Origin of the sequence: Nonomuraea spiralis (assembly GCF_014648435.1) — a bacterium.
Taxonomy (GTDB): Bacteria; Actinomycetota; Actinomycetes; order Streptosporangiales; family Streptosporangiaceae; genus Nonomuraea; species Nonomuraea spiralis.
Genome location: NZ_BMRC01000009.1, coordinates 403,030 through 429,076, shown reverse-complemented (window position 1 = coordinate 429,076; position 26,047 = coordinate 403,030). Strand labels below are relative to the sequence as shown.

Below are 26,047 nucleotides of genomic sequence, written 5' to 3'. Positions count from 1 at the left end.
ATGCATGGTTTTCATGCACTGGCTTTTAAACACACTGTTGAGTTCTCAAGAAACGGACGCGTACTTCCTCACCAGAACCCGTTCCCGGATCCTCGCTCAGAGGCCCTCACATTTCATTTCCTTCAGTCTACCAGATCCGGACGATTCTTGTCAAACCGCCCGATCCGGGAGCTTCCGGACCTGCTCCGTTTTGGAGCAACCCTGCTAACTTACTCTAACTTTCGGCCTTTGTCCAACCGCGAGGTTAGGCAGCCCGAAGGTCGGGGTTGATCAGCAGGGGTGTCGGGGCTGATCGGCCCCGCGTTGAAAACTGTAGCAGCCCCGAGGACGTCGAAGGTCCATCTTCGGTAACGAATGGACCTTCCCCGCGTGCGTATGGTTCAAACACCGAGCCCGGACAGCTGCGCCTCAAGGCGCGCGATGTCCGCGGCGGACTGCTCGGCACGGGCCCTGACCTTGGCCACCACGTCGTCGGGTGCCTTGGACATGAACTGCTCGTTGCCCAGCTTGCCGGTCGCCTGCGCGGCCTCCTTGCGGGCCGCGGCGAGATCCTTCTCCAGGCGCTTGCGCTCTGCCACGACGTCGATGGCGCCCGCGGTGTCGATCTCCACGGTCACCCCGCCCACGCTGAAGCGCGCTGTGGCGTTGAACGTCTCCGCCGGCTCGGTCAGCCGCAGCAACGCGCGAATCGCCCTCTCCTGGGCCTCCAGCGGCGTGCCGGCCAGCCCCAGCCGCGCGGCCACCTTCTGGCCGGGCTTGAGCCCCTGGTCGGAACGGAACCTGCGGACCTCGGTCACGAGCTCCTGAAGAGCGTCGATCTCGGCCTCGGCCGCCGGGTCGGCGTAACGGGGGTCGGCCTGCGGCCAGGGGGCCACGACGATCGACTCGCCGCCCGTCACCGCCCGCCACAGCTCCTCGGTGACGAACGGCACCAGCGGATGCATCAGCCGCAGCAGCGCGTCGAGCACGTGCCCGAGCACGAGCCGGGTGTGTTCGAGCCCCTCCCCGAGCTGGATCTTGGCCAGCTCCAGGTACCAGTCGCAGACCTCGTCCCAGGCGAAGTGGTAGAGCAGGTCGGAGACCTTGGCGAACTCGAACTCCTCGAACGCCGCGTCGGCCGCGTTCACCACGCTCTGCAGGCGTGACAGGATCCAGCGGTCGGCCGCGGTGAGGTCGAGCCCGTCGAGCGAGCCCACGGCCGCGCCGTTCATCAGCGCGAAGCGGGTGGCGTTCCAGATCTTGTTGCAGAAGTTGCGCGAGCCGGCCGCCCACTCCTCGCTCACCGCCACATCGGCGCCGGGGTTGGCGCCACGCAGCAGCGTGAAGCGGGTGGCGTCGGCGCCGAAACGCTCAACCCAGTCGAGCGGGTCGACCACGTTCCCGAACGACTTCGACATCTTCTTGCCGTATTGGTCACGGACCATGCCGTGCAGGGCCACGGTCTGGAACGGCGGACGGCCGTCCATGGCGTAGAGGCCGAACATCATCATCCTGGCCACCCAGAAGAACAGGATGTCGTAGCCGGTCACCAGGACGGAGGTCGGGTAGAACTTCTCCAGCTCAGGGGTGGAGTCGGGCCAGCCCAGCGTCGAGAACGGCCACAGGCCGGAGGAGAACCAGGTGTCGAGGACGTCGGCGTCCTGGGTGTAGCCGGCCGGCGGCTCCTCGTCGGGGCCCACGCAGACGACCTCGCCGGCCGGACCGTACCAGACCGGGATGCGGTGGCCCCACCAGAGCTGGCGGGAGATGCACCAGTCGTGCATGTCGTCGACCCAGTCGAAGTAGCGCTTGGCCAGCTCCGGCGGGTGGATGCGGGTGCGGCCGTCGCGCACGGCGTCGCCGGCGGCCTTGGCCAGCGGCGAGACGTTGACGAACCACTGCAGCGACAGCCGCGGCTCCACCACGGTCTTGCAGCGCGAGCAGTGGCCGACCGAGTGCAGGTAGGGGCGCTTCTCGGCGACGATCAGGCCCTCGGCGCGCAGTGCGGCGACCACGGCCGGGCGTGCCTCGAAACGGTCGAGGCCCTCGAAGGGACCGTGGGCGGTGATGACGCCGCGCTCGTTCATGACCGTGAGCGACGGCAGCGAGTGGCGGCGGCCGATCTCGAAGTCGTTGGGGTCATGGGCCGGGGTGACCTTGACCGCGCCGGTGCCGAAGGCGGGATCGACGTGCTCGTCTGCGACCACCGGGATCATGCGGCCGGTCAGCGGCACCTCGACCATCGTGCCGATCAGGTGGGCATAGCGCTCGTCGGAGGGGTGGACGGCCACGGCGGTGTCGCCGAGCATGGTCTCGGCGCGGGTGGTGGCCACCACGATCTCGTCGGAGTAGCGGATCGAGACCAGCTCGCCCTCGTCCTCGCTGTGCTCGACCTCGATGTCGGACAGCGCGGTCAGGCAGCGCGGGCACCAGTTGATGATGCGCTCGGCGCGGTAGATGAGCCCGTCGTCGAAGAGCTTCTTGAAGATGGTCTGGACGGCCCGCGACAGGCCCGGGTCCATGGTGAAGCGCTCGCGCGACCAGTCGACGCCGTCGCCGAGCTTGCGCATCTGGCCCAGGATCTTGCCGCCGGACTCCTCCTTCCACTCCCAGACCCGCTCGACGAACGCCTCGCGGCCCAGGTCGTGGCGGGACAGGCCCTGCTTGGCCAGCTCGCGCTCCACGACGTTCTGGGTGGCGATGCCGGCGTGGTCCATGCCGGGCAGCCACAACGTCTCGCGACCCTGCATGCGGGCACGGCGGGTCAGCGCGTCCTGGACGGAGTGGTCGAGCGCGTGCCCGATGTGCAGGACGCCCGTCACGTTGGGCGGAGGGAGGACGATGCTGTACGGCACGCGCGAGCTGCCCGGGTCGGCGTGGAAGTAGCCTTCGGACACCCAGCGCTCGTAGCTCCGGGTCTCGACGTCGGCCGGTGTGTACTGGGTAGGCAGCTCTTGCGTCGTCACAGTGACCAATTCTAGGGAGCCGGGCAAGCGAAACGCCCCCGGGATGGATCCCGGGGGCGTTTCTGGGACTGTCAGGCCGACTTCTCGCGCGGCGTGCGCTGCTGCTTGGCGGCGAGCTGGTCACGCGGGACGAGCGTCGGGATCGCGTGCTCCAGCACCGACTCGCGGGTGATGACCACCCGGGCGACGTCCTGACGAGAGGGCACCTCGTACATGACGGACTGGAGCACCTCCTCCAGGATCGCGCGCAGCCCGCGCGCGCCGGTGCCGCGCAGGATGGCCTGGTCGGCGATGGCCTCCAGGGCGCCGTCGGTGAACTCCAGCTCCACACCGTCGAGCTCAAGCAGCTTGCGGTATTGCTTGACCAGCGCGTTGCGCGGCTCGGTGAGGATCTGGATGAGCGCCTCGCGGTCGAGGTTGTGGACCGAGGTGATGACCGGCAGGCGGCCGACGAACTCGGGGATCATGCCGAACTTCAGCAGGTCCTCGGGCATCACGTCGCCGAAGATGTCGGCCGTGTCGACCTCTTCCTTCGAGCGGATGATGGCGTTGAAGCCGATGCCCTTCTTGCCGACGCGCGACTCGATGATCTTTTCGAGGCCCGCGAAGGCGCCACCGCAGATGAACAGCACGTTGGTGGTGTCGATCTGGATGAACTCCTGGTGCGGGTGCTTGCGCCCGCCCTGCGGCGGCACCGAGGCCGTGGTGCCTTCGAGGATCTTCAGCAGCGCCTGCTGCACGCCCTCGCCGGATACGTCGCGAGTGATCGACGGGTTTTCGCTCTTGCGGGCGATCTTGTCGACCTCGTCGATGTAGATGATGCCCGTCTCGGCCTTCTTGACGTCGTAGTCAGCGGCCTGGATGAGCTTGAGCAGGATGTTCTCGACATCCTCGCCGACGTAGCCCGCCTCGGTGAGCGCGGTGGCGTCGGCGATGGCGAAGGGCACGTTGAGCATCTTCGCCAGAGTCTGTGCGAGGAGAGTCTTTCCCGACCCGGTCGGCCCGAGCAACAAGATGTTGCTCTTGGCCAGCTCAAGGCCGTCGTCTCTGCCCCGGTCACCGGACTGCACCCGCTTGTAGTGGTTGTAGACCGCCACCGAGAGCGCCTTCTTCGCCTTGTCCTGTCCGATGACGTAGGCGTCGAGGAACTCGTAGATTTCCCTCGGCTTGGGCAGGTTGTCCCACTTGAGCTCGGAGGACTCGGAGAGCTCCTCCTCGATGATCTCGTTGCAGAGATCGATGCACTCATCGCAGATGTAGACGCCTGGACCGGCAATGAGCTTCTTGACTTGCTTCTGACTCTTCCCGCAGAAAGAGCACTTCAGCAGGTCTCCCCCGTCGCCGATGCGTGCCACCCCAGATACTCCTTTGCGTGGGACCGCCCTGCTCACGCGAGCAGTGTCTCCGGACATCCTCCGGACTAGGCCGAACCGCTCAGGTTTCGACGTTACCGTCTTCTGGGCCCTCAGTGAGCCCCCTAGCGGCGAGTCGCACCGGAACGTGCCCTATTGGGCAGCGCTCCGGTGCGGTCACATCTCAACTAGGAAGCGACGGCCTGAGCTCGTTTCTTCCTTGTCGGGATGATGTCGTCGATCAGACCATACGCCTTTGCCTCGTCCGCGTTGAGAATTTTGTCGCGTTCGATGTCCCTGCGGACGTCGGCAGAGGCCTTGCCCGTGTGCTTCGCCACGATGTCCTCAAGGAGGGATCGCATACGAAGGATCTCGCGGGCCTGGATCTCGATGTCGCTTCCCTGGCCACCGCCCTCGGTGGAGGGCTGGTGGATCAGCACCCGGGCGTTGGGCAGCGCGAAGCGCTTGCCCGGGGTGCCGCCGGCCAGCAGCACGGCCGCGGCCGAGGCGGCCTGGCCGAGGCAGACGGTCTGGATCTCCGGCCGGACGAACTGCATCGTGTCGTAGATCGCCGTCATGGCCGTGAACGAGCCACCGGGCGAGTTGATGTAGATGCTGATGTCACGGTCGGGGTCGAGCGATTCCAGCGTCAGCAGCTGGGCCATCACGTCGTTGGCCGACGCGTCGTCGATCTGCACCCCGAGGAAGATGATGCGGTCCTCGAAGAGCTTGTTGTACGGGTTCATCTCCTTCACGCCGTAAGACGTGCGCTCGACGAAGGAGGGGAGAACGTAACGGCTCTGGATGTTCATGTCAGCTCCCCCTAGGAGACCGGGCCCACGGAGGGCACCTGCCGCGCGCTGCGCACCACGTGGTCGATGAAGCCGTAGTCCTTCGCCTCCTCGGCCGTGAACCAGCGGTCGCGGTCGGAGTCGGACTCGATCTGCTCCAGCTGCTGCCCCGTGTGGAAGGCGATCCGCTCGGCGAGCGTCTTCTTCACGTAGAGCATCTGCTCGGCCTGGATGGCGATGTCGGCCGCGGTGCCGCCGATGCCGCCGGACGGCTGGTGCATCATGACGCGGGCGTGCGGCAGGCCGTAGCGCTTGCCGCGGGCGCCGGCGGTGAGCAGGAACTGCCCCATGGAGGCGGCCATGCCCATCACCACCGTGGACACGTCGTTAGGCACATATTCCATCATGTCGTAAATCGCCATACCGGCACTCACCGAGCCCCCCGGCGAGTTGATGTACAGCGTGATGTCGCGCTCGGGGTCGTCGGCCGCGAGCAGCAGCAGCTCCGCGCAGATCCGGTTGGCGATCTCGTCGTTGACCTCCTGACCGAGCACGATGATGCGCTCACGCAGCAGGCGCTGGTAAAGCTGGTCCTCAAGCCGGAAGGACGAGCCGTTCTCACGGCCTCGCGACTCAGGCTGATAGAAGGTCGGCGGGCTGGTCACAGCGTCACCTTCCGATGCGTCGTAATCGATTGGCTTTGCTTGTGACCTTAACGCGCGGCGCCTACAGCTCATGCCCGGTCCCCCGTACTGTTCGCTGACGGCGCAGGTCTGGGTCACCGGCTTTCTGCCAGCCTACGCCGTTCCTCCACGTCCGGCTCGACGGTGGGTTCTCCGGGCGTTTCGGCGGGCACCGGCAGCGGGTCGCCTGAGCGCTTCAGGGGCGTCCTGGGCCCCTCAGGAGCCTCCGGGGCGCATGGGCGGGACGCGGCCGTGCGGGGCCGTACGGGGCCCTCAGCGGCGGCGAGAGCGCGACGGGCCGCCCCAGCGCCTGGCCCGGACCACAGAGCCGGCCCTCCAGGTTTGGCCCGGGAAAGCACGAAGCCCCCGAGACCGGCACGGTTCGGGGGCAGCGCGAAGCCCCCGAACCACGACGGAACGGGGGCCTCGGAAAGGTCAGGCTTCGGCCTTGTCCTCGGACTCGGTCTCGGCGGCCTCGTCGGCCTCCTCCTCGACCGGAGCGCCGTTGATCTCGGCGTAGATCGCCTTGAGGTCGACCTCGTTGCCGTCGCTGTCGACGACCTTGGCGGCGTCGCCGAGCACGGACTTGGCCTTGTCACGGACGATCTCGACCATGGCCAGCGTGAGCTGGTCGTTGTCGGCGAGGTGCTTGGCCAGCTCGTTGGGCTGGACACCCATCTCCATGGCGCGGCGCACGACGAAGTTGGTCAGCTCCTGCTCGTTGACGCCCAGCTCCTCGGCCTTGACGATCTTGTCGAGCACGAAGCCGACCTTGAGCGCCTTGGCGGAGTTGGTGTCGAACTCGGCGAAGCGCTCCTCCTCCGTCGTCTGGTACAGACGGAAGAAGGCGTCGCGGCTCAGACCGCTCTCGGCGATCTGGTGGTCGAGGTTGTGCTTGCGGGCGTCGACCTCGGCCTTGAGCGCGCTCTCCGGCATCGGGATGTCGATCTTCTCGAGCAGCGCGTCGAGGGCCTTCTCACGAGCCTGGACGACCTGGTCGATGAGCTTGTTGCGGCGGGCCTGCTCGCGGATGCTGGCCTTGAGCTCGTCGAGCGTGTCGAACTCACTGGCGAGCTGGGCGAACTCGTCGTCGAGCTCGGGCAGGACCTTCTCCTTGACCGACTTGACGTTGATGATCACGTCGGCCTCCTCGCCGGCGTTCTCGCCGCCGACGAGCTCGGTCTTGAAGCTCTTCTCGTCGCCCGCGGACATGCCCACGAGGGCGTCGTCGAGGCCCTGCAGCACCGAGCCGGCGCCGACCTCGTAGGAGACCTCGCTGGCCTGCTGCTCCTCGATGTTCTCGCCGTTGATCTCGGCGCGCAGGTCCATCACCACGAAGTCGCCGTTGGCCGCGGCGCGCTCGACGCCGGTCAGCGTCGCGAAGCGCTGGCGCAGCCCGTCGAGCTGGCCGTCGACGTCCTCGTCGGAGACCTCGGCGGAGTCGACGGTGACCTCGGCGCCCTGGTAGTCGGGCACCTCGAAGTTGGGCCGGATGTCGACCTCGGCGGTGAACTCGATCTGCTCACCGTCGTCGATCTTCGTGACCTCGATGTCGGGCTGGCTCACCGGGAACACGTCGACCTCGTCGACGGCCTGGCCGTAGAGCTTGGGCACCGCGTCGTTGAGGGTCTCCTCCAGCACTACCGCCCGGCCGAAGCGCTGCTCGATGATGCGGGCCGGAACCTTGCCAGGCCGGAACCCGGGGACGCGCACCTGCTGCGCGACCTTCTTGTACGCCGCATCCATGCTCGGGCGCAGCTCGTCGAACGGCACCTCGACGGTGAGCTTGACCCGGGTCGGGCTGAGCTCCTCGACAGCGGTCTTCACGGATGGTCTCCTTGATCAAGCTACGAGTGATCGCGGGCGCGTCCATTCGGTACGGCTCACGCGCCGCGCCCACATGAGCGTCGGGCATGCTCCGCCACGGCGGGATCCAACGCCGATGGCCAGTCTAGGGCAGATGCGTACCGAACAACGACGCCGTCGCCGTCAGAACTCCTCGGCGATCGTCCGCAGCAGATCGATCGTCTCATCCGGGGTGGTGCTCACGGCGCATAGCCGCTCCATGACTTCTGTGTATCGGTCCACGTCCTCGCGCTTGTCCAGGTACAGCGCGCTGGCCAACTGCTCGACGTAGACCACGTCGGGCAGGTCCCGGTCGGGGAAACGCAGGATGCTGAACGCCCCGCCCTCGGCGCTGTGGCCGCCGAAGCTGAACGGCATGATCTGGATGGTGATGTTGGGCTGCCGCATCAGGTCGATGAGGTGTTCGAGCTGAGCGCGCATGACCTCGAACCCGCCGATGGGGCGGCGCAGCGCGGCCTCGTCGATGACGGCCCAGAAGACCGGGCCGTCGGGGCGGTCGAAGATCCTCTGGCGTTCCAGCCGGAGGTCCACGCGCCTGGCGATCTCCTCCGCCGCTATGCCCGCCGATCCCGCGGTCACGACGGCCCTGGCGTACTCCTTGGTCTGCAGCAGTCCCGGGACGAACTGGACCTCGTACGTCCTGATCCGGGCGGCCGCCTCCTCAAGGCCGACGTACGCCTGGAACCACGTGGGCAGGACGTCGTTGAACCGGTGCCACCAGCCGGGTTCGTTGGCGGTCGCCACCAGGTCGAGGACGGCGGCGCGGGCCTGCTCGTCCATGACCCCGTAGAGGGTGAGCAGGTCGGCGACGTCACGTTCCTTGAACCCGACCCGGCCCAGCTCCATACGGCTGATCTTGGATTCTGAGCCCCTGATGAGGTGGCCCGCCTCCTCGCGGGTGACATTGTTCGCTTCCCTGAGCTTTCGCAGCTGGGAGCCCAGGAGGATGCGCAGCGCCGTCGGCCCCGAACCCGGCTGGTTCTGCGTCACTTTGCCTCCTATCAAGGTCCGCACACACAGTGACACCACATTGCCGGGTATGACAAGGTCTCAACCTCGTGTCCGATTAGGAGAGTTTTGCCCCAAAAGGCGCATGCTGTTGCACATTGCAGCTGCACGTGCATTTGGGTCTTGCAGCCGCCGCGTTCGTGACCCATGATGGCTTAGTGCATTGTGGGCCAAACGTGCACTAAACCGAGGGCTACGGGGAGGTATCGGCGGCATGGTGGAGGATCCTCTGGCCACTGCCGATTGCCTGCAGATCACCCGTGAGGTGGGCTTCGACCACCTGCTCAAGGGCGGGAAGCCCAACACGACCGCGTGCCCGCTGCCCTTCCAGGCCGACTCGGTGAAGACCGCCAGGGACGTGACCCGCTCCACACTGCGGGGATGGGGTCTGCACGAGCTGAGCGACGACGCCGCGCTCGTGGTGTCGGAACTGGTGACGAACGCCGTGAGGTACGCGATGTACGCGGCCGGCCGGCGGGAGATCGAGCTCTTGCTGATGCGCGTGTCGCCGCACGTGCTGCTGGCCGTGGCGGACCCGAGCGACGAGGTGCCGCGCCGCAAGGAGCCCGACTTCATCTCGGAGAACGGGCGCGGCCTCTACATCGTCGAGACCTACAGCCAGTGCTGGGGCTGGGACCCGCTCGACCGCGGCGGCAAGGCCGTATGGGCGCTGTTCCGCGCCGAGGAGGGCCGGACCGAAGAGGGCTGACGCCCCCGGTTCACTCGCCGGTTACGCCGTCGATGCGCTCACGCAGCAGGTCGGCGTGGCCGTTGTGGCGGGCGTACTCCTCGATCATGTGGATGAGGATCCAGCGGTGGGTGCAGTCCTGGCCGTTCCTGTCGGCGACGGCGTCGAGGGAGTTGGCGGCCGAGATGACCCGCGCGCGCTCGATCTCGTCCTGCCAGGTGGCGAACGCCTCCTCGGCCGACGCCGTGTCCACGTCGTTGAAGTCGGCGTCGTTGTCGACGTCCTTGTTCCACAGGCGGGGGATGTCCTCGCCGTTCAGCACGCGGCGGAACCAGACGCGCTCGACGTGGGCCATGTGCCGTACCAGGCCGAGCAGCGACAGGGTGGAGGGCTCGGCGGCCCGGAGCCTGAGCTGGTCCGCGGTGAGGCCGGCACATTTCACCGCCAGGGTGCCGCGATGCCATTCGAGCCAGTTGCCGAGCACGGTCCGTTCGTCGCCGGTGAGTGGCGGGGGCACACGATTGTCTGTCACGTGTCGACCTTAGTGGGCGGTTCGTCCAGCCCTGGCGGAAACAGCGGTCAAGCAGAAGGCCCCTTTCCTTGCGGAAAGGGGCCCGTCAGCTGGTCGGGGCGACAGGATTTGAACCTGCGACTTCTTGCTCCCAAAGCAAGCGCGCTGCCAAGCTGCGCCACGCCCCGCCTCGCCGGGTGCGCATGCGGTCCGTTACTCCGGTACGCTTACGCCCTGACGACCGGATGAAGTCTAGACCAGAGTTCGACCGGTTCGCGCGGACGTAGCTCAATGGTAGAGCCCTAGTCTTCCAAACTAGCTACGCGGGTTCGATTCCCGTCGTCCGCTCTCGTATGGCGAAAGGCCAGGTCATCCCGGGTTTCGGGGGCCTGGCCTTTCGTGATCTTCGGGGCTGTAGGCTGGCGGCGATGCGTGCACGACCGATCTCCCGGGAGACGCTCGTCGAGGAGCTGGCCGAGCGCGTCGCCGCGCGGCCCAGCGACGCCTGGGTACGGGTGGCCGTCGACGGGGCGCCCCCGGCGGAGCCCGGCGTGCTGGCCGACGAGCTGGTCGCGCCCCTGCGGCTTCGGGGGCGGCCCGTGTTGCGGGTGTCGGCCGGTGACTTCCTGCGGCCGGCCTCGCTCAGGCTGGAGCACGGCAGGACCGATCCCGACGTCTTCTACGAGGACTGGCTCGACGTCAAAGGGCTGCTGCGGGAGGTGCTCGAACCGCTGGAGCCGGGCGGCCCCGGACGGGTGCTGCCGGCGTTGTGGGACAGCGGGATCGATCGGGCGTACCGGCTGCCGTACGAGGGGCTGGCGCCCGGCGGGGTCGTGCTCGTCGACGGGACGCTGCTGCTGGGGCGGGGGCTGCCGTTCGAGGTGAGCGTGCACGTGTGGCTGTCGGCGGGGGCGCTGGCGCGGCGCACCCCCGAGGACGAACGGTGGCGGCTGCCCGCCTACGAGCGGTACGAGCGCGAGGCGCGGCCGCAGCGGACCGCCGACGTGGTGGTCAGGGCCGACCACGCGGACCGGCTGGCGGTGCTGGCGGACGACTGAGCCCGAGCGGCGACGCGGCCCTCGGGAAGGTCCGGTCGTCTGCGTGTACAGATGCTTGACGGAGCGTGAGCACGGCGGACACTGGAACGGTGATCCCGAGCAACTGGTACAACATCGTTCCCGATCTGCCCGTGCCACCGCCGCCTCCTCTCCACCCGGGCACCCGCCGGCCCGTCGGCCCGGACGACCTCGCGCCGCTGTTCCCCATGGAGCTCATCGCGCAGGAGGTCAGTGGCGACCGATACGTCCCCATTCCCCAGGAGGTCCTCGACGTCTACCGGCTGTGGCGGCCCACGCCGCTGATCAGGGCACACCGGCTGGAGAAGGCCCTCGGCACCCCGGCCCGCATCTACTACAAGTACGAAGGCGTCTCACCGGCCGGCTCGCACAAGGCGAACACCTCGGTGCCCCAGGCGTACTACAACGCCAAGGAAGGCGTACGGCTGCTGACCACGGAGACCGGCGCGGGGCAGTGGGGGTCGGCCCTGGCGTTCGCCTGCGCTCAGTTCGGCCTGGAATGCCGGATCTGGATGGTCCGTGCCTCCTACGACCAGAAGCCGTACCGGAGCTCGCTCATGCGGGTCTACGGCGCCACCGTCCATCCCAGCCCCTCCCCCGTCACCGGTGCGGGCAGCAAGGCGCTCGCCGACCACCCGGACTCCCCCGGCAGCCTGGGCCTGGCGATCAGCGAGGCGGTCGAGGTGGCCGCCTCGATCCCCGAGGCCCGGTACGCGCTCGGGTCGGTGCTCAGTCACGTCCTGCTGCACCAGACGGTGATCGGCGAGGAGGCGCTGGCCCAACTGCCCGAACTGCCCGACCTGGTCATCGGCTGCACCGGCGGCGGCTCCAACTTCGCCGGGCTCGCCTTCCCGTTCCTGCGGGAGAAACTGGCCGGACGGATCGGCACGGTGTTCCGCGCGGTCGAGCCGGCCGCCTGCCCGTCGTTCACCAGAGGGGTCTACGCCTACGACTTCGGCGACACCGCCGGGCTCACCCCGCTGCTCAAGATGCACACCCTCGGACATTCCTTCGTCCCCGATCCCATCCACGCGGGCGGGCTGCGCTATCACGGCATGGCGCCGCTGCTGTCCCACATGTACGAACTGGGCCTGTTCGAGGCGGTCACCCGTACGCAGAGCGAGTGTTTCGAGGCGGGTGTGCGCTTCGCGCGGACGGAGGGCATCGTCCCGGCCCCGGAGCCCACGCACGCGCTGGCCGAGACCATCGCCGAGGCGCTGCGCTGCAAGGAGAGCGGCGAGGAGAAGGTGATCCTCACCGCGCTGTGCGGGCACGGCCACTTCGACCTGGCCGCCTACGACCGCCACCTGGCCGGCGAGCTGGAGGACTACACGCTCCCGCAGGAACGCCTCGACCAGGCGCTCAGCGAACTGCCCGGCTGAGAGAGGCTGAGAGAGCCTGAAGGGGTGGCCGCGGGGGTACCGCGGCCACCCTCGGTCAGTTCGCGTTCGGGCGCTTCCTGTGGTTCGCCTTCTTCTTCTTGCGCGCCCTGCCCTTGCGTGCGCGTTTCGCCATGGGCTCAACCTCCGGAGGTCGGGAACGTAACCCTCAACGTCTCCCCTGCCCGTCAGTCGCACAAGCGATACGCCCTGACCTAACATTCCTCAACAAAGCCGTGTCATAATTTGGTGGAATCTGTTGGAAGGGGTGGGCGTGCTCGCACAGCAGCGTCAGCAGACGATCCTCGAACGCGTACGCAGCAGCGGCGGCGTCCGAGTGGCCGACCTCGTGCGCGAGCTCGGCGTCTCCGACATGACGATACGCCGCGACCTGGAAGTGCTCGCCGAGCGCGGCCTGCTGGAGAAGGTGCACGGCGGCGCGACGGCGCTCGGCCCCGGCTCGACCGAGGAGCCGGGCTTCACCGCCAAGTCCGCCCGCCAGCAGCAGGAGAAGGAGGCCATCGCCCGGCACGCGGCCACCCTCGTACGGCCGGGCACCGCCGTGGCGCTCTCCGCCGGCACCACCACCTGGGCGCTGGCCCATCACCTGGTCGCCGTGCCCGAGCTGACCGTGATCACCAACTCGATACCGGTCGCCGAGGTCTTCCACCGCAACCCGCGCGCCGACCGCACGGTCGTGCTGACCGGCGGCGTGCGTACGCCCTCCGACGCGCTGGTCGGCCCCGTGGCGGTGGCCGCGATCCGCCGCCTGCACGTGGACACGCTCTTCCTCGGGGTGCACGGCATGAGCCTGCGCGCCGGGTTCACCACGCCCAACCTGCTGGAGTCCGAGACCGACAGGGAGCTGGTGGCCGCCGCGCACCGGCTGGTGGTCCCCGCCGACCACACCAAGTGGAACACGGTCGGCATCAGCACGATCGCCGAGCTGACCGAGGCCGACGTGGTCATCAGCGACGCCGGGCTGCCCGAGGAAGCACGCACCGAACTGGCCGAACGGGCCGGAGAACTGATCATCGCGGAGGGCACGCCTTGAAGCGCACCATCACCCACCTGGCAGACGGCCGAGAGCTGATCTACTTCGACCGGCGCGACGACGCCGACCGGAGCGCGATCGACCGGCGGGCGCTCGACCCGCGTCCGGTGGCCTCGGAGCTGCGCTACGACCCGCTGACCGAGGAGTGGATCGCGATCGCCGGCCATCGGCAGACGCGGACGTTCCTGCCGCCGACCGACGAGTGCCCGTTGTGCCCGTCGTCGGACACGCGGGCGTCGGAGATCCCGTCCTACGACTATGACGTGGTGGTGTTCGAGAACCGCTTCCCCTCTTTTTCCGGAAATTTCGGGACTTACGGGGACGTCGGCGGGCTGAGTGAAGTGCGTCCGGGTATGGGGCGGTGTGAGGTGGTGTGCTTCACCTCCGAGCACTCCTCCTCCTTCTCCAGGCTCTCCAACGCCCAGGTCGCGCTGGTCATGGAGGCGTGGGCCGACCGCACGGCCGAATTGTCCGGCATCGAGGGCGTCGAGCAGGTGTTCCCCTTCGAGAACAGGGGCGAGGAGATCGGCATCACGCTCGCGCACCCGCACGGGCAGATCTACGCCTACCCCTACGTGACCCCGCGGACGAAGCTCCAGCTCGGGGCCGCCTCGCGGTACACGGGCGGCAACCTGTTCGCCGACGTGCTGGCCGCCGAGCGGTCGGCCGGCACGCGGGTGGTGGCCTCCAACGAGTTGTGGACGGCGTTCGTGCCGGCCGCCGCGCGCTGGCCGTTCGAGGTGCACGTGTATCCGCACCGGCAGGTGCCCGACCTCGCGGCGCTGTCGGAGGAGGAACGGGCCGCGTTCGCGCCGCTGTACACCTCGGTGCTGCGGGCGCTGGACGCGCTGTTCGGGGTGGCGATGCCGTACATCTCGGCCTGGCACCAGGCACCGGTCCGGTACGGCCGCGACCTGGCCTACCTGCACCTGGAGCTGTTCAGCATCAGGCGCGCGCCCGGGAAGCTGAAGTTCCTGGCGGGGTCGGAGTCGGCCATGGGGGCGTTCGTCAACGACGTGCTGCCCGAGGAGGCGGCACGCATGTTGCGATCACGAATTGATCACTAATTGATTTCGCCTTAAAGTCGCATGACTTGTGATCTACCACTACTATCCCGATAGACATCGGCCATATCGGCCGTTGTACGCCTAATCCCGGGCGTGTTGCCCGGGAGCCGGGGACCCATCGCATCCGGGGTGAATCCGCGCCAGTGGTAGGGACAACTCCCATGCCCGAACCCGTCAGCTAACCCGGCCGGCAGAGGGAGAGGAATCAACCACTGTGGCGGCTTCGTCCCCCGCGAGTCTTGCCATCGGTCTCATCACAGCCGCCGCCCTGCTCGTTCAGCCGGCCGTCGCCTCGGCGGCGCCCAAGCCGTCCGAGGCCGAGCTACGGGCCCAGCTCAAGCAGCTCAACAACAAGGTCGACAAGCTCATCGAGGCGTACAACCTCAAACGGGTCGAGCTGGCCAAGGCCCAGCAGGCCGCCACGGCGGCGCAGCAGCGCGTCGCCGCGGCCGACCAGGCGCTGGCCGCGGCCGAGCAGCGGGTCGCCGAGATCGCCCGGATGCGCTACCAGAACGGCGACTCCTCCCTGCCGGGTTTCCTGGTGCCCCCGAACGGCGGCGGCGCGGCCGTGCTCGAACAGCTCACCGCCGAGCAGCAGGCCGTCGTCGACAGCGTGGCCAGGGCCCGCGACGAGAAGAAGAAGGCCGCCGAGGCCGCCGCCGCCCTGGCGACCGGGCTGAAGGCGGACGCGGCCGAGGTGGCCGAGCAGCGCGACGACGCCCAGGACGTCATCGACGACATCAAGAAGAAGCTCCAGGACCTCGTGCCGTTCGGGCCGGGCAAGAAGTCCGACGGGAGCTGGGCCCCTGAGCTGCCGTCCGGCTCGGACAACATCACCCCGCGCACGCGGCTGATGCGCGCGCAGGTGCAGAAGAACTTCTCGTTGCCGCACGAGGTGGGCTGCTTCCGCTCCGGTTCCAGCGGCGAGCACCCGCTCGGCCGGGCCTGCGACTTCATGATGAGCACCGGCGGAACCATCCCGAACGCGACCAACAACGCCCTGGGCGACCGCCTGGCCGACTGGGCGCTCAAGAACAAGGCCAAACTCGGCGTCAAGTACGTGATCTGGAAGCAGCGCATCAACCAGGGCTCAGGCTGGCGCGCGATGTCCGACCGCGGCAGCGTCACCGAGAACCACTACGACCACGTGCACATCTCGATGAACTAGACCTCGCCCTCACGCCAGGTCGAGCACCGCCTTGCCGTGCAGGCGGCGTTCGAGGAGGGCGGTCACGGCCTCGGCGGCGTCGTCCCAGCCGCCGCGCCAGGCGATCTCCGGGCTCAGCGTGCCGCCCGCGACCTGACCGGCCAGCCAGGTCAGGTCGCGGTGCAGCCCGTCGCAGCACAGTAGGAGGAACGTCACCAGCGAGCGGTCGTGCCGGTCGGCCCCGCCGAACAGCGCGCCGAACGGGAAGCTCTCGCCCTCGCCGGTCGAGTGGCCGACGGCGACCAGCGTGCCGCCCTCGCCGAGCTGGTCGAACGCCTCCACCAGCGGCGCGCCGCCGAGCATGTCCAGAACGCCGTCGAGCCGCCCGCCGCTCCGGGCCGGGCTCTCGACGACCTCGTGCGCCCCGAGCGCGCGCAGGCCGTCGCCGTGCCGGGCGGGGTCGCCGGTGGCGGCGATCACGTACGCGCCGCCGAGCCTGGCGAGCTGCACGGCGTAGCGGCCGACGCCGCCGGTCGCGCCGGTGACCAGGACGCGCCGGCCCAGCAGCGGCCCGACGCGGTCGAGCGCGCGCAGCGCGGTGGCGCCGGCGACGGGGATCGTGCTGATCGCGCCGGGGTCCGCGCCTTCCGGCACCACCCCGATCCAGTCGGTACGGACGGCCCGCAGCTCGGCCCAGCCGCCGTCCTCGCCGAGGGTCACGACGGACGTGCCCACGGCGGGCCCCGAACCGTCGGCGGCCGCCCGTACGACGACGCCCGCGGCGTCCCAGCCGAGCACCGCGCCCTCGGGCGCCGAGTCGATGCCGTGCCGGACCTCGCCGAAGTTCAGCGACGTGGCCGTGACCCGGATCAGCGCCTGGCCGGGCGTGGGCACCGGCTCGGGCGCCTCGGCCACCCGCAGGCCACCGGGAACGGAACGGTCGACGATCAGTGCGCGCATGGCGACGTCCTCTCAAAGTGCCACTGAGTGGCATAAGCCTATAGGAGGCATCTGCTCTCCGGGTACACTCGGGGGCGATGACCGCCGACCTGCTGCCGCTCCGCGAGCGCAAGAAGCTGAAGACCAGGGCCACGCTCGTGGACACCGCGCTCACGTTGTTCGCCGAGCGCGGGTTCGACCAGGTGACCCTCGACGAGTTGTGCGCGGAGGTCGAGGTCTCCAAGCGCACGTTCTTCAGGAACTTCGCCAGCAAGGAGGAGGTCGCCTCGGCACCGCTGGAGGCCTTGTGGACCGGCCTGCTGGGCGACGTCGAGCAGGCGCCGCTCGGCGGCCGTCCCGTCCTCGCGGTGTTGCAGGACGCGATGCTCGCGGCGGTCGAACGGATGGCGGAGGGCGGGCCGGAGTGGGTGGCCCGCGTACGGCTGAGCCATGAGCTGTCGCAGCGTACGCCGTCCATCGCCGCGCACGGGCTGCAGTTCTGCGACCGTACGAGCGCGGCCTTCGAGGCGACGTTGCGGCGGAGGCTGGGCCTCGACGCCCGCGATCAGCGTCCCCGGCTGGCGCTCGACCTGCTGGTGGCGGCCTTCCATGCCGCGCTGCGCGGCTGGGCCGCACGATCGGCCGAGCCCACGCTCGACGGCCTCGTCGCCGAGTTGCGCGCCGTGTTCGCGGTCGTGCCCGCCGCGGTGACGTTCACCGGCGACGGGCCGGACTCCTGAGGGCGGATCAGCCCAGGGTGAGCGGGTTGACCAGGTCGGCGTAGACCAGCAGACCGGCCATGATGATCAGCACGAACGCCATCGCGTACGTGAGCGGCAACACCTTGGCGATGTCGACGTGGCGGGGCTCAGGGCGGCGCATGATCTTGGCGTAGGCGCGCTTGATGCCCTCCCATATGCCGCCGGCGATGTGGCCGCCGTCGAGGGGCAACAGCGGGATCAGGTTGAACAGGCCGATCGCCAGGTTGAACCCGGCCAGCAGGCTGACGAAGGTGAACAGCTTGCTCTTGTTCGACATGTCGGAGGCCAGGATCTCGCCGCCGAGACGGCCCGCGCCGACCACGCCGACCGGGCCCTCGGGGTCGCGCTGGTCGCCGGAGAAGGCGGCGTTCCAGACGCCGACCATCTTCTGCGGCAGGTTGACCATCGAACCCACGACCCGGCCGGTCAGGTCGCCCATGTAGCCCAGCACATGCCCCATGCTCTGCTGCTCGAAGACCTGGGAGGGCACCACGCCGAGGAACCCGACGCCCTTGTCGACCTTGCCCTCCTCGACCTTGCCATCGTCCGTGAGGCTCTGCATGTCGCGGCTGATGAGGGTGACGTCGAGCGTCATCGGCCGGCCGTCGCGGACGATGCCGAGCTTGACCGGGCCGGCGCCGTGGCCGCGGATCAGGCGGGTGGCGTCCTGCCAGGTCTCGATCTTCTGGCCGTCGAGGGAGACCATGCGGTCGCCGATCTTGACGCCCGCCTTGGCGGCCGGGGTGCGCTCGTCGGTGGGCGCGCACGTCTTGCGGACCTCACTGGTGGGGATCACGCAGGTGTTGGTGTCGGGCGACACGATCGGGGCGGTCTTGGGCAGGCCGATGCCGACCAGCAGGATGCTGAAGAAGATGAACGCGAGCACGAAGTTCATCAGCGGCCCGCCGGACATGATGATGATCTTCTGCCACCACTTCTTGCGGTAGAAGACGCGCTCCTCGTCGCCGGGCCGCACCTCCTCCATGGCGGCGTCGCGGGCGGTCTCGATCAGCCCCTGGAACGGCCCGGTGGAAGCGCTGCGCAGCTTGCCCGAGGCGTCACCCGGACGCGGCGGCAGCATGCCGATCATCCGGATGTAACCGCCCAGCGGGATCCACTTGATGCCGTACTCGGTCTCGCCCCGGCGGATCGACCAGGCCGTCGAGCCGAAGCCCACCATGTACTGGGTCACCCGTACGCCGAAGATCTTGGCGGGCACGAGATGGCCGACCTCGTGCAGGCCGACGGAGACCATCAACCCCACCAGGAAGAGAACTATCCCGGCGACAAAGAGCCAGTTCATCTACGCGCGCTCCAGGCAGACAGACGGTCTTGACAGACCCAGACTAGTCGAACTCATCACATCCCTCGGGCTTGTCGGCACTTTGGCGAAACAACGGTCCGCGTTGACAGTCAGCGATCAAACGATCACCCTGGGAGACGACGGAGGGGGACGTCTTGATCCGCATACTCATCGCCGAACACCTTCCCTTGGTGCGACGCGGTCTGCAGGCCACGCTCGAATCCGAGCCTGACCTGCGGGTGGTCGCCGAGACGGGCCGCCCCGACGAGGTGCTGGCCGCGGCGCGGTCGTGCGAACCCGACGTCGCGATCGTCGACCTCGACCTGCCGGGCCTGCCGGTGGCCACCCATCTGACCGAGCAGGTGCCCCGGTGCGCGGTGCTGATCCTGTCCGCGCGGCCGAGTCCCGGCCAGTTGCGCAGGGCGTTCAACGGGAGCGTGCTGGGGTTCATGAGCCTGCGGGTGGCGCCGGAGCGGCTGGCCGAGGGGGTACGCCAGGTCGCGGCCGGCGGCCGGGCGGTCGAGGCCGAGCTGGCGGTGGCGGCCCTGCAGTCGGCGGCCAACCCGCTCACCCGGCGGGAGCTCGACGTGCTGCGCATCGCGGCCGGCGGGGCGAGATCGACGGAGATCGCCGACCAGTTGTTCCTGTCGGTGGGCACCGTACGCAACCATCTGTCGCGGATCATGTGCAAGACGGGCGCCCGCAACCGGCTCGACGCCGTACGCATCGCCAGTGACAGCGGCTGGTTGTGAACGACCCGGATGGGGTGACGGGCCCGGTGGAGCCGCGCCGCTCCGCCGGGACCCGAACAGTCAGATGATCTCAGCCCCGCCGAAGCCCCTGCCAGTGACCGTCATCACGACCTGATCCATGTGAAACGTCACTACGGACGCCAGATCAACACCAGCGCGCAGTCGTCGTTGTGCCCGGACGACATCGCGTTGACCAGCGCCCGCGCGCCGTCGCGGAATCCCGAGGGCAGCAGTCGTTCCGCCTCGCCGAGCAGCCGGTCGAGCCCCGCGTCGATGTCGCGCCCCGGCTGCTCGATCAGGCCGTCTGTGTAGAGCAGCAGCGCGTCGCCCTTGCGGAGGGTGCCGCTGTCGGGCTCGCAGTGCAGGTCGGGCACCACACCCAGCACCACGCCCTTGGCCGAGGCGACCTGCCAGTTGCCGGTGCCCGAGTCGAGCTTGACCACCGGCGGATGGCCGGCCGAGGTGATCGTGTAGTCGCCCGTGGCCAGGTCGAGGCGTACGTGGACGGCCGTGACGAAGCCCTCGTCGCCGCGCTGGCGGTGGAGGTAGGCGTTGCACGCGGGCAGGAAGTCGTCGACCGAGCCGAGCAGCCCGCCGAACGTGCCGGACAACAACAGCGCGCGGGTGCCGGCGTCGACGCCCTTGCCGGAGACGTCGACCAGGGCGATCTCCACGGAGTCGCCGTCGCGCATGGAGACCAGGAAGTCGCCGCCGAACGACGAGCCCCCGGCCTGCTTGAGCACCACCTTGCCGCCCCAGTCCTTGGGCAGCGGGGGCAGCTCGCCCTGGCTCTTGAGCCGGTCGCGCAGCTCCAGCAGCATCGCGTCGCCGCGCAGCCCCTGAACGCCCAGCTTGCCCCTGGTACGGGCCATCAGCACGGCGAGCACGGTGGTGAACACGATCGTCACCGTGAGCCCCAGCCCCACCCGCGCGACCCCGAGCGTGGCCGCGATGTAGCCCAGCGCGACCCCCACTGCCACCAGCAGCTTGACCAGGCTGCGCAGGCGCAGCTGCAACCCGCCGACCAGGGTGACCAGGATCAGCAGCGACGGCGAGAACCATTCGGTGGACACCTTCGCCGCCAGCAGCCCGATGACGAGCGAGACCACGGTCAGCGTGATGAGCAGGTTGCGATCACGGGCCAGCGGCCCTCTCCGGACGAACCGGACGGCGGACACCAGGAACGGCACCCTCACCAGGACCGCGCGGACCCGTGGCGGAATCAACGGCGCCGGACGGGAACTCATGATGCGTGTGACTGTATCGGTCTGACCCGTGTTTGGGCAGCCCACTTGACCAAGGCCTTGATCATTAAGCACGGATATTGGGTGGCCGTCCCCCTTTGCCCGCTCCTACCGTGGACGGATGACGTATCCGATCCGTCCCATTGACGAATCCGAGTGGCCGGGCTTTGCCGGCGTGCTCGCAGAAGGGTTCGGCTGGACGCCGCAACCCGCCCAGGACGAGCGGTTCAAGGCGGCGACCGAGTTCGACCGCACCCTGGTCGCCTTCGACGGCACCACCATGGCGGGCGTGACGTCCGTCTTCAGCCTCACGATGACGGTCCCCGGCGGACGCCAGATCCCTGTGGGCGGCGTGACCGCGGTCGGCGTGCTCCCCTCCCACCGCCGCCGCGGGGTGCTGTCCGCCCTCATGCGCCGGCAGCTGTCCGACATCCGTGAGCGCGGCGAGTCGGTGGCCGCCCTCTACGCCTCCGAGTCCCTCATCTACGGCAGGTTCGGGTACGGAAGGGCCGCCAGCGAGCTGTCGTACCGCATCGACAAGCACCGCTCGGCCTTCGTGCGGGACACCCCGGCCGACCCCGCGCTCCGGCTCAGGGTGGTCTCCCCCGCCGCGGCGCGGGCCGACTTCGAGCGGCTCTTCGCCGCGGTCGTGACGCGGCGTCCGGGCCGGTACGAGCGCGATCAGCACGTCTGGGACGGCATCCTGGCCGACGAGGAGCACGACAGGGACGGCTGGGGCTCGCTGCGCGCGGTGCTCGCCGAGGACGACCGGGGCGTGCGCGGCTACGCGCTGTTCCGCACCAAGTCCGCGTGGGACCGCGACGGCGTGCCCAGCGGCGAGCTGCGGCTCATCGAGCTGGAGGCGGCCGACCCGGCGGCCTACGCCCTGCTGTGGCGCAACGTGCTGGACCGCGACCTGATCACCAAGGTGGAGGCGCACGCCCGTCCGGTGGACGACGGCCTGGTCGCGCTGCTCGCCGACTCCCGCCAGCTGCGCGCGACCTGGTCCGACGAGCTGTGGGTACGCCTGGTCGAGGTGGACAAGGCCCTGACCGCCCGCGCGTACGCGGCCCCCGTGGACGTGGTCGTCGAGGTCGAGGACGACGTGTGCCCCTGGAACGCCGGCCGCTGGCGGCTCACCGCCGACACCTCGGGCGCGGAGTGCAAGGCGGTGGACGACGAGCCGGACCTGACGGTGCCGGTGGCCGCGCTCGGCTCGGCGTACATGGGGGACGGCCTGCTCGGCGCGCAGCTCGACGCGGGCCTGCTGCGCGAGCACGCGCCGGGCGCGGTGCGGGCGCTGGCCACCGCCATGGCGTGGAGCCCCAAGCCGCTCGCCGGTCTGGTGTTCTGAGGCTCAGGACGTAGGCTCGGAGGCATGGCGCTGCAAAGTCTGCAGATCACCGCGATCACCGCCATGAGGGCTCGCGACGTGTCGCGGCCGTCGAAGGAGCAGCAGGAGGCCGCCGACCGGCGGCCCCTGCGCGACGAGACGCCGAAACGCGAGGCCAGGCGCAAGACCTAGGGCAGCGAGGGCAGCTGGCCGATCGTCTCGTAGGTGGTCAGCTGCGCGATGCGCCTGCTGTGGCGCTCGCTGCCGGTGAAGGGGGTGGCCAGGAAGACCTCCACGAACCTGGTCGCCTCCTCGGTCGTGTGCATGCGCGCGCCGATGCTGACGATGTTCGCGTTGTTGTGCTCGCGGGCCAGGGTGGCGGTCTCCTCGCTCCAGGCCAGGGCCGCGCGGATGCCGCGCACCTTGTTGGCCGCGATCTGCTCGCCGTTGCCCGAGCCGCCGATCACCACCCCGAGGCTCCCGGGGTCGCCGGCGACGCCCTCGGCCGCCCGCAGGACGAACGCCGGGTAGTCGTCCTCGGCGTCGTAGACGAAGGGACCGCAGTCGGTCACCTCGTGGCCGTGGTCCTTGAGCCAGGACACGAGGTGGTTCTTGAGCTCATAGCCGGCATGGTCGGCACCGATGTAGACACGCACCCGTCCAGTCTTCCACAGCCCCGCCGATCCCACTCGCTGGCTAGAGTAAGGACTCCTACCGTTCCTCAGTCCTTACGAAAGTGGAGACGCATGCGTGAGATCCGCGTCATCGGTGATCCGGTGCTGCGCACGACCGCCGAGCCCGTCACCGACTTCGACCGGGAGTTGCGCCGGCTGATCGAGGAGATGTTCCAGGCGATGTACGCGGTCAACGGCGTGGGCCTGGCCGGACCGCAGATCGGCGTGTCGCGGCGGCTGTTCGTCTACGACATCGCCGGGCGCAAGGGCCATGTCGCCAACCCCGTGCTCACCGTGGACGACGCCGAGGAGGTCGCCGACGAGGAGGGCTGCCTGTCGGTGCCCGACCGCCAGAACGGCCGGCCGATCTACGCCTCGGTCGCGCGGGCGGCGGGCGTCACGGTCGAGGGGCTCGACCGGTTGCAGCGGCCGGTGCGCATCAAGGCCCGTGGCTCGCTGGCGCGCTGTTTCCAGCACGAGACCGAGCACCTGGACGGCAAGCTTTACGTGGACCGCCTGCCGAAGGACGAGGCGCGCAAGATCATGCTCAGGGCGTAGGTTGGCGGCATGGATGTGTTCTCCGGCAAGGGCGCGCTGGTGACCGGTGGGTCACGTGGCATCGGCAGGGCCGTCGTACGCCGGCTCGCCGCCGACGGGGCCGAGGTCGTCTTCAGTTACCGCGACGACGACGCGGCGGCCGAGCGCGTCACCGAGGAGACGGGGGCCCTGGCCGTACGCGCGGACGTGGGCGACCGGGCCGCCCTGGAGCGCCTGTTCGCCGCGGCGGAGTCGCGGCTGCCCGGCCTGGACATCCTGGTCAACAACGCGGCCGGGATGACCGGCAAGAAGCTCATCACCGACATCACGGACGACGAGTACGAGCGGGTGTTCGCGGTCAACACCCGCGCGGTCTTCCTGGCCATCCAGTGGGCCGGCCGGGTCATGCGCGACGGCGGCCGCATCGTCAACGTCTCCACGCTCAACACCAAGATCTCCGCGCCGACGCTCGCCCTCTACCAGGGCAGCAAGGCGGCGATCGAGCAGTTCGCCATGGTCGCGGCCCGCGAGCTGGGCGGGCGCGGCATCACCGCCAACACAGTCTCGCCCGGCGCGACCGACACCGACATGCTCCACAGCGCCAACCCGCCGGGCGCGGCGGAGCGGATGATCCCGCTCACCGCGCTGGGCCGGCTGGGCCGGCCCGACGACATCGCGGCCGTGGTGGCGTTCCTGGCCGGGCCCGACGGGCGGTGGATCACCGGCCAGAACCTGCTGGCCACCGGCGGGATGATCCTGTGACCACCGGGCCTACAGCTGCATCGACTTGATCTCCAGGTACTCCTCCAGGCCGAACTCGCCCAGCTCGCGGCCCACGCCCGACTGCTTGTAGCCGCCGAAGGGCGCCAGCGGGTTGAACTGGCCGCCGTTGATCGCGACCTGCCCGGTGCGCAGCCTGCGCGCGACGGCGACCGCGCGTTCCTGGCTGCTCGACCAGACCGCGCCCGCCAGGCCGTACCTGGTGTCGTTGGCGATCTGCACGGCCATGCTCTCGCTCGTGTACGGGATCAGCGCCAGCACCGGCCCGAAGATCTCCTCCTGCTCGATCGTCATGCCCGGCTCGACCCCGGCGAACACGGTGGGCTCGACGTAGAAGCCGCGCTCGTGGGGGCGTTCGGTGCCGCCGGCGACGAGCCTGGCGCCCTCCTCCTGGCCCCGGTTGATGTAGCGGACCACGCGGTCGCGCTGGGCTGCCGAGACCAGGGGGCCGACCCTGGTGGCCGCGTCGAAGGGGTCGCCGACGGTGTACTTGCGGCCGGCCTCGACGGCCAGGCGGACGGCGTCGTCGTACTGGTCGCGGTGGACGATCATCCGGCTCCAGGCCGAGCAGGTCTGGCCCGCGTTGACGAAGCAGTTGGCCACGCCGACCTTGACGGCGGTGGCCAGGTCGGCGTCGGGCAGGATGATGTTGGCCGACTTGCCGCCGAGCTCCAGCGCCACCCGCTTGACGGTCTCGGCGGCGAGCGCGGCGACCCTGCGGCCGGCCGCCGTGGAGCCGGTGAAGGAGACCATGTCCACCTCGGGGTGGGCGGCCATGGCCTCGCCGACGACCGGGCCACGCCCGCTGACCAGGTTGAACACCCCCGGCGGCAGGCCGACCTCGTCGAAGATCTCCGTCAGCGCGTACGCCGCGAGCGGCGCCACCTCGCTCGGCTTGAGCACCACCGTGCAGCCGGCGGCCAGGGCGGGGCCGGCCTTGCAGATGATCTGGTGGAGCGGGTAGTTCCACGGCGTGATCGCCGCGACGACCCCGATCGGCTCCTTGACCAGCAGGGAGTTGCCGATACGGGACTCGCGCGGATAGCTCTCGGCCATCTGCGCGTAGGAGGACAGGACGGCGGCGGGCATCAGCGTCTGCACCTTGAGCGCGAACGCGAGGGGCGACCCCATGTCGGTCGCGATCGTCCGGGCGACGTCGTCGGCGCGCTGCTTCAGCAGCTCGGCCGCGTCGCTCAGCAGCTTCCCGCGCTGGGTGGCCGAGGTCTCGGCCCAGGCGGGGAAGGCTCCGCGCGCCGCTGACACCGCCGCTTCGACGTCGTCGGGGGTGCCCGCGGGCACCCGATCGATGATCTCCTCCGTGGCCGGGTTGGCGACCTCGATGGACTCGTCTGACGTAGAGGCGTTCCAGGAACCGCCGATATACAGCTGGCGCATGGGGCCCATCCTCGCGTGCACGTCGTGACCTGGCGAGAGCACAAATCGGGCAGAGGAGAATCCTTATCCTCGGCACCCGCGGGAACCTACCGCCAGGGTATGAGTCTTCCCCCGGCCAGGGAAGACATATCTAGTCGAAGGTGGGCTGTCTGGTACGAGTCCTCTTCAGCTCGAAGAAGTCCTCGAACTCGGTGACGAGAAGTACGCCGTCCCACAGTCTGCCCGCGTCCTCCCCCTTCGGGATGGATGTGATCACGGGACCGAAGAACGCGTTGGCGCCGACGCGGATGACCGGGGTGCCGACTTCCTGGCCGACCAGGGTGATGCCCTCCTCGTGGGAGGCGCGTACGGCGTCGTCCCATTCGGTGGAGTGCGCGGCGGCGGCGAGGTCGCGGCTGAGGCCGATCGCCTCCAGCGAGTCCTCGATCAGCTCGCCGAGGCGGCTGAGGTCCTTGCTCCCGCGCCGGTTGTGCAGGCGGGTGCCGAGCTCGGTGTAGAGCGGGCCGACGACCTCGTCACCGTGCTTGGCGCGGGCGGCGGCCACCACGCGTACGGGCTCGATGGCCCTGGCGATCGCCTCGCGGTAGGACTCGGGCACGTCCTTGCCCTCGTTGAGGACGTTGAGGCTCATGACGTGCCAGCGCGGCTCGATGGGACGAACCTTCTCCACTTCGAGAAGCCATCGTGACGTCGCCCAGGCAAATGGGCAGAAAGGATCGAACCACAGGTCCACGGGAATCTTCTCAGTCACGTGGGGCCATA

Annotated in this window: 26 protein-coding genes, 2 tRNA genes and 1 riboswitch; of the genes, 13 read left to right on the top strand and 15 right to left on the bottom strand. The window is 69.2% G+C overall.

Annotation, left to right across the window (positions count from 1 at the left end; all coding sequences use genetic code 11):
- Positions 1-380: 380 nt before the first annotated feature.
- From IEZ27_RS24815 to IEZ27_RS24790, 6 genes are all read right to left on the bottom strand, one after another.
- Positions 381-2,954, bottom strand: coding sequence for a valine--tRNA ligase (locus tag IEZ27_RS24815; RefSeq protein WP_189649421.1), 2,574 nt, complete (start codon positions 2,952-2,954; stop codon positions 381-383).
- Positions 2,955-3,016: 62 nt separating this feature from the next.
- A complete protein-coding gene (gene clpX / locus IEZ27_RS24810) occupies positions 3,017-4,300 on the bottom strand; it encodes an ATP-dependent Clp protease ATP-binding subunit ClpX (RefSeq protein ID WP_125649914.1) in 1,284 nt (427 codons plus the stop codon).
- A 185-nt stretch (positions 4,301-4,485) separates the two neighbouring features.
- Positions 4,486-5,109 carry an ATP-dependent Clp protease proteolytic subunit gene (locus IEZ27_RS24805; RefSeq protein ID WP_125649911.1) on the bottom strand — a complete coding sequence of 208 codons (624 nt, stop codon included), beginning with the start codon at positions 5,107-5,109 and terminating at the stop codon, positions 4,486-4,488.
- An 11-nt stretch (positions 5,110-5,120) separates the two neighbouring features.
- On the bottom strand, positions 5,121-5,753 hold the full coding sequence (locus IEZ27_RS24800) for a ClpP family protease (protein WP_125649908.1): 633 nt from the start codon (positions 5,751-5,753) through the stop codon (positions 5,121-5,123).
- A gap of 453 nt (positions 5,754-6,206) precedes the next feature.
- Entirely contained in the window at positions 6,207-7,598 is a 1,392-nt protein-coding gene (gene tig / locus IEZ27_RS24795; RefSeq protein WP_125649906.1) for a trigger factor, read from the bottom strand.
- Between the two features lie 162 nt (positions 7,599-7,760).
- On the bottom strand, positions 7,761-8,627 hold the full coding sequence (locus tag IEZ27_RS24790) for a helix-turn-helix domain-containing protein (RefSeq protein WP_189649420.1): 867 nt from the start codon (positions 8,625-8,627) through the stop codon (positions 7,761-7,763).
- A gap of 232 nt (positions 8,628-8,859) precedes the next feature.
- Between IEZ27_RS24790 and IEZ27_RS24785 the strand changes: the two genes are divergently transcribed.
- Entirely contained in the window at positions 8,860-9,354 is a 495-nt protein-coding gene (locus tag IEZ27_RS24785) for an ATP-binding protein (protein WP_189649419.1), read from the top strand.
- Between the two features lie 10 nt (positions 9,355-9,364).
- Here IEZ27_RS24785 and IEZ27_RS24780 read toward each other — a convergent pair whose 3' ends face one another.
- Together IEZ27_RS24780 and IEZ27_RS24775 are read right to left on the bottom strand one after the other, a co-directional pair.
- Positions 9,365-9,865 carry a DinB family protein gene (locus tag IEZ27_RS24780; RefSeq protein WP_189649418.1) on the bottom strand — a complete coding sequence of 167 codons (501 nt, stop codon included), beginning with the start codon at positions 9,863-9,865 and terminating at the stop codon, positions 9,365-9,367.
- A 90-nt stretch (positions 9,866-9,955) separates the two neighbouring features.
- Positions 9,956-10,032: transfer RNA gene (locus IEZ27_RS24775), tRNA-Pro, on the bottom strand.
- Between the two features lie 89 nt (positions 10,033-10,121).
- On the opposite strand from IEZ27_RS24775, the gene IEZ27_RS24770 reads away from it, so the two are divergent.
- The 3 genes from IEZ27_RS24770 to IEZ27_RS24760 all read left to right on the top strand — a co-directional run bounded on the left by IEZ27_RS24770 (position 10,122) and on the right by IEZ27_RS24760 (position 12,302).
- Positions 10,122-10,192: transfer RNA gene (locus tag IEZ27_RS24770), tRNA-Gly, on the top strand.
- 80 nt (positions 10,193-10,272) lie between these two features.
- Entirely contained in the window at positions 10,273-10,902 is a 630-nt protein-coding gene (locus IEZ27_RS24765; RefSeq protein WP_189649417.1) for a nucleoside/nucleotide kinase family protein, read from the top strand.
- 89 nt (positions 10,903-10,991) lie between these two features.
- Positions 10,992-12,302: a TrpB-like pyridoxal phosphate-dependent enzyme gene (locus IEZ27_RS24760; RefSeq protein ID WP_185844748.1), complete on the top strand. Its 1,311-nt coding sequence runs from the start codon at positions 10,992-10,994 to the stop codon at positions 12,300-12,302.
- Positions 12,303-12,357: 55 nt separating this feature from the next.
- On the opposite strand, the gene IEZ27_RS55600 is transcribed toward IEZ27_RS24760, so the two are convergent.
- On the bottom strand, positions 12,358-12,435 hold the full coding sequence (locus IEZ27_RS55600; RefSeq protein WP_125636474.1) for a 50S ribosomal protein bL37: 78 nt from the start codon (positions 12,433-12,435) through the stop codon (positions 12,358-12,360).
- A 138-nt stretch (positions 12,436-12,573) separates the two neighbouring features.
- Here IEZ27_RS55600 and IEZ27_RS24755 point away from each other — a divergent pair, with 138 nt between their 5' ends.
- The 3 genes from IEZ27_RS24755 to IEZ27_RS24745 all read left to right on the top strand — a co-directional run bounded on the left by IEZ27_RS24755 (position 12,574) and on the right by IEZ27_RS24745 (position 15,588).
- Entirely contained in the window at positions 12,574-13,353 is a 780-nt protein-coding gene (locus IEZ27_RS24755) for a DeoR/GlpR family DNA-binding transcription regulator (RefSeq protein WP_125636437.1), read from the top strand.
- Positions 13,350-14,420, top strand: coding sequence for a galactose-1-phosphate uridylyltransferase (gene galT, locus IEZ27_RS24750; RefSeq protein WP_189649416.1), 1,071 nt, complete (start codon positions 13,350-13,352; stop codon positions 14,418-14,420). Before IEZ27_RS24755 ends, galT begins: the two co-directional genes overlap by 4 nt.
- 68 nt (positions 14,421-14,488) lie before the next feature.
- A riboswitch (cyclic di-AMP (ydaO/yuaA leader) is annotated at positions 14,489-14,627 on the top strand.
- 7 nt (positions 14,628-14,634) lie between these two features.
- On the top strand, positions 14,635-15,588 hold the full coding sequence (locus IEZ27_RS24745; protein WP_189649415.1) for a coiled-coil domain-containing protein: 954 nt from the start codon (positions 14,635-14,637) through the stop codon (positions 15,586-15,588).
- Positions 15,589-15,597: 9 nt separating this feature from the next.
- Here IEZ27_RS24745 and IEZ27_RS24740 read toward each other — a convergent pair whose 3' ends face one another.
- Positions 15,598-16,527: a zinc-binding dehydrogenase gene (locus tag IEZ27_RS24740; RefSeq protein ID WP_189649414.1), complete on the bottom strand. Its 930-nt coding sequence runs from the start codon at positions 16,525-16,527 to the stop codon at positions 15,598-15,600.
- Positions 16,528-16,604: 77 nt separating this feature from the next.
- Between IEZ27_RS24740 and IEZ27_RS24735 the strand changes: the two genes are divergently transcribed.
- Positions 16,605-17,246 carry a TetR family transcriptional regulator gene (locus IEZ27_RS24735; RefSeq protein ID WP_189649413.1) on the top strand — a complete coding sequence of 214 codons (642 nt, stop codon included), beginning with the start codon at positions 16,605-16,607 and terminating at the stop codon, positions 17,244-17,246.
- Between the two features lie 7 nt (positions 17,247-17,253).
- Here the strand turns inward: IEZ27_RS24735 and IEZ27_RS24730 are convergent, their stop codons facing one another.
- On the bottom strand, positions 17,254-18,570 hold the full coding sequence (locus IEZ27_RS24730) for a M50 family metallopeptidase (RefSeq protein WP_189649412.1): 1,317 nt from the start codon (positions 18,568-18,570) through the stop codon (positions 17,254-17,256).
- Positions 18,571-18,725: 155 nt separating this feature from the next.
- On the opposite strand from IEZ27_RS24730, the gene IEZ27_RS24725 reads away from it, so the two are divergent.
- Entirely contained in the window at positions 18,726-19,322 is a 597-nt protein-coding gene (locus tag IEZ27_RS24725) for a response regulator transcription factor (RefSeq protein ID WP_189649411.1), read from the top strand.
- Positions 19,323-19,453: 131 nt separating this feature from the next.
- On the opposite strand, the gene IEZ27_RS24720 is transcribed toward IEZ27_RS24725, so the two are convergent.
- On the bottom strand, positions 19,454-20,569 hold the full coding sequence (locus IEZ27_RS24720; RefSeq protein WP_189649410.1) for a PP2C family protein-serine/threonine phosphatase: 1,116 nt from the start codon (positions 20,567-20,569) through the stop codon (positions 19,454-19,456).
- 118 nt (positions 20,570-20,687) lie between these two features.
- Between IEZ27_RS24720 and IEZ27_RS24715 the strand changes: the two genes are divergently transcribed.
- Together IEZ27_RS24715 and IEZ27_RS24710 are read left to right on the top strand one after the other, a co-directional pair.
- Entirely contained in the window at positions 20,688-21,920 is a 1,233-nt protein-coding gene (locus tag IEZ27_RS24715) for a GNAT family N-acetyltransferase (RefSeq protein WP_189649409.1), read from the top strand.
- A 24-nt stretch (positions 21,921-21,944) separates the two neighbouring features.
- On the top strand, positions 21,945-22,091 hold the full coding sequence (locus tag IEZ27_RS24710) for a hypothetical protein (RefSeq protein WP_185844747.1): 147 nt from the start codon (positions 21,945-21,947) through the stop codon (positions 22,089-22,091).
- On the opposite strand, the gene IEZ27_RS24705 is transcribed toward IEZ27_RS24710, so the two are convergent.
- Entirely contained in the window at positions 22,088-22,555 is a 468-nt protein-coding gene (locus tag IEZ27_RS24705; protein WP_125636428.1) for a ribose-5-phosphate isomerase, read from the bottom strand. The genes IEZ27_RS24710 and IEZ27_RS24705 overlap by 4 nt on opposite strands.
- A 90-nt stretch (positions 22,556-22,645) precedes the next feature.
- Here IEZ27_RS24705 and def point away from each other — a divergent pair, with 90 nt between their 5' ends.
- The gene (gene def / locus IEZ27_RS24700) at positions 22,646-23,131 is read left to right on the top strand and encodes a peptide deformylase (protein WP_125636427.1); all 486 of its coding nucleotides are present in this window, start codon (positions 22,646-22,648) and stop codon (positions 23,129-23,131) included.
- A gap of 9 nt (positions 23,132-23,140) precedes the next feature.
- Entirely contained in the window at positions 23,141-23,872 is a 732-nt protein-coding gene (locus IEZ27_RS24695; protein WP_189649408.1) for an SDR family oxidoreductase, read from the top strand.
- 9 nt (positions 23,873-23,881) lie between these two features.
- Here IEZ27_RS24695 and IEZ27_RS24690 read toward each other — a convergent pair whose 3' ends face one another.
- Positions 23,882-25,285 carry an aldehyde dehydrogenase family protein gene (locus tag IEZ27_RS24690; protein WP_189649407.1) on the bottom strand — a complete coding sequence of 468 codons (1,404 nt, stop codon included), beginning with the start codon at positions 25,283-25,285 and terminating at the stop codon, positions 23,882-23,884.
- Between the two features lie 130 nt (positions 25,286-25,415).
- Entirely contained in the window at positions 25,416-26,036 is a 621-nt protein-coding gene (locus tag IEZ27_RS24685) for a mycothiol-dependent nitroreductase Rv2466c family protein (RefSeq protein ID WP_189649406.1), read from the bottom strand.
- Positions 26,037-26,047 lie beyond the last annotated feature (11 nt).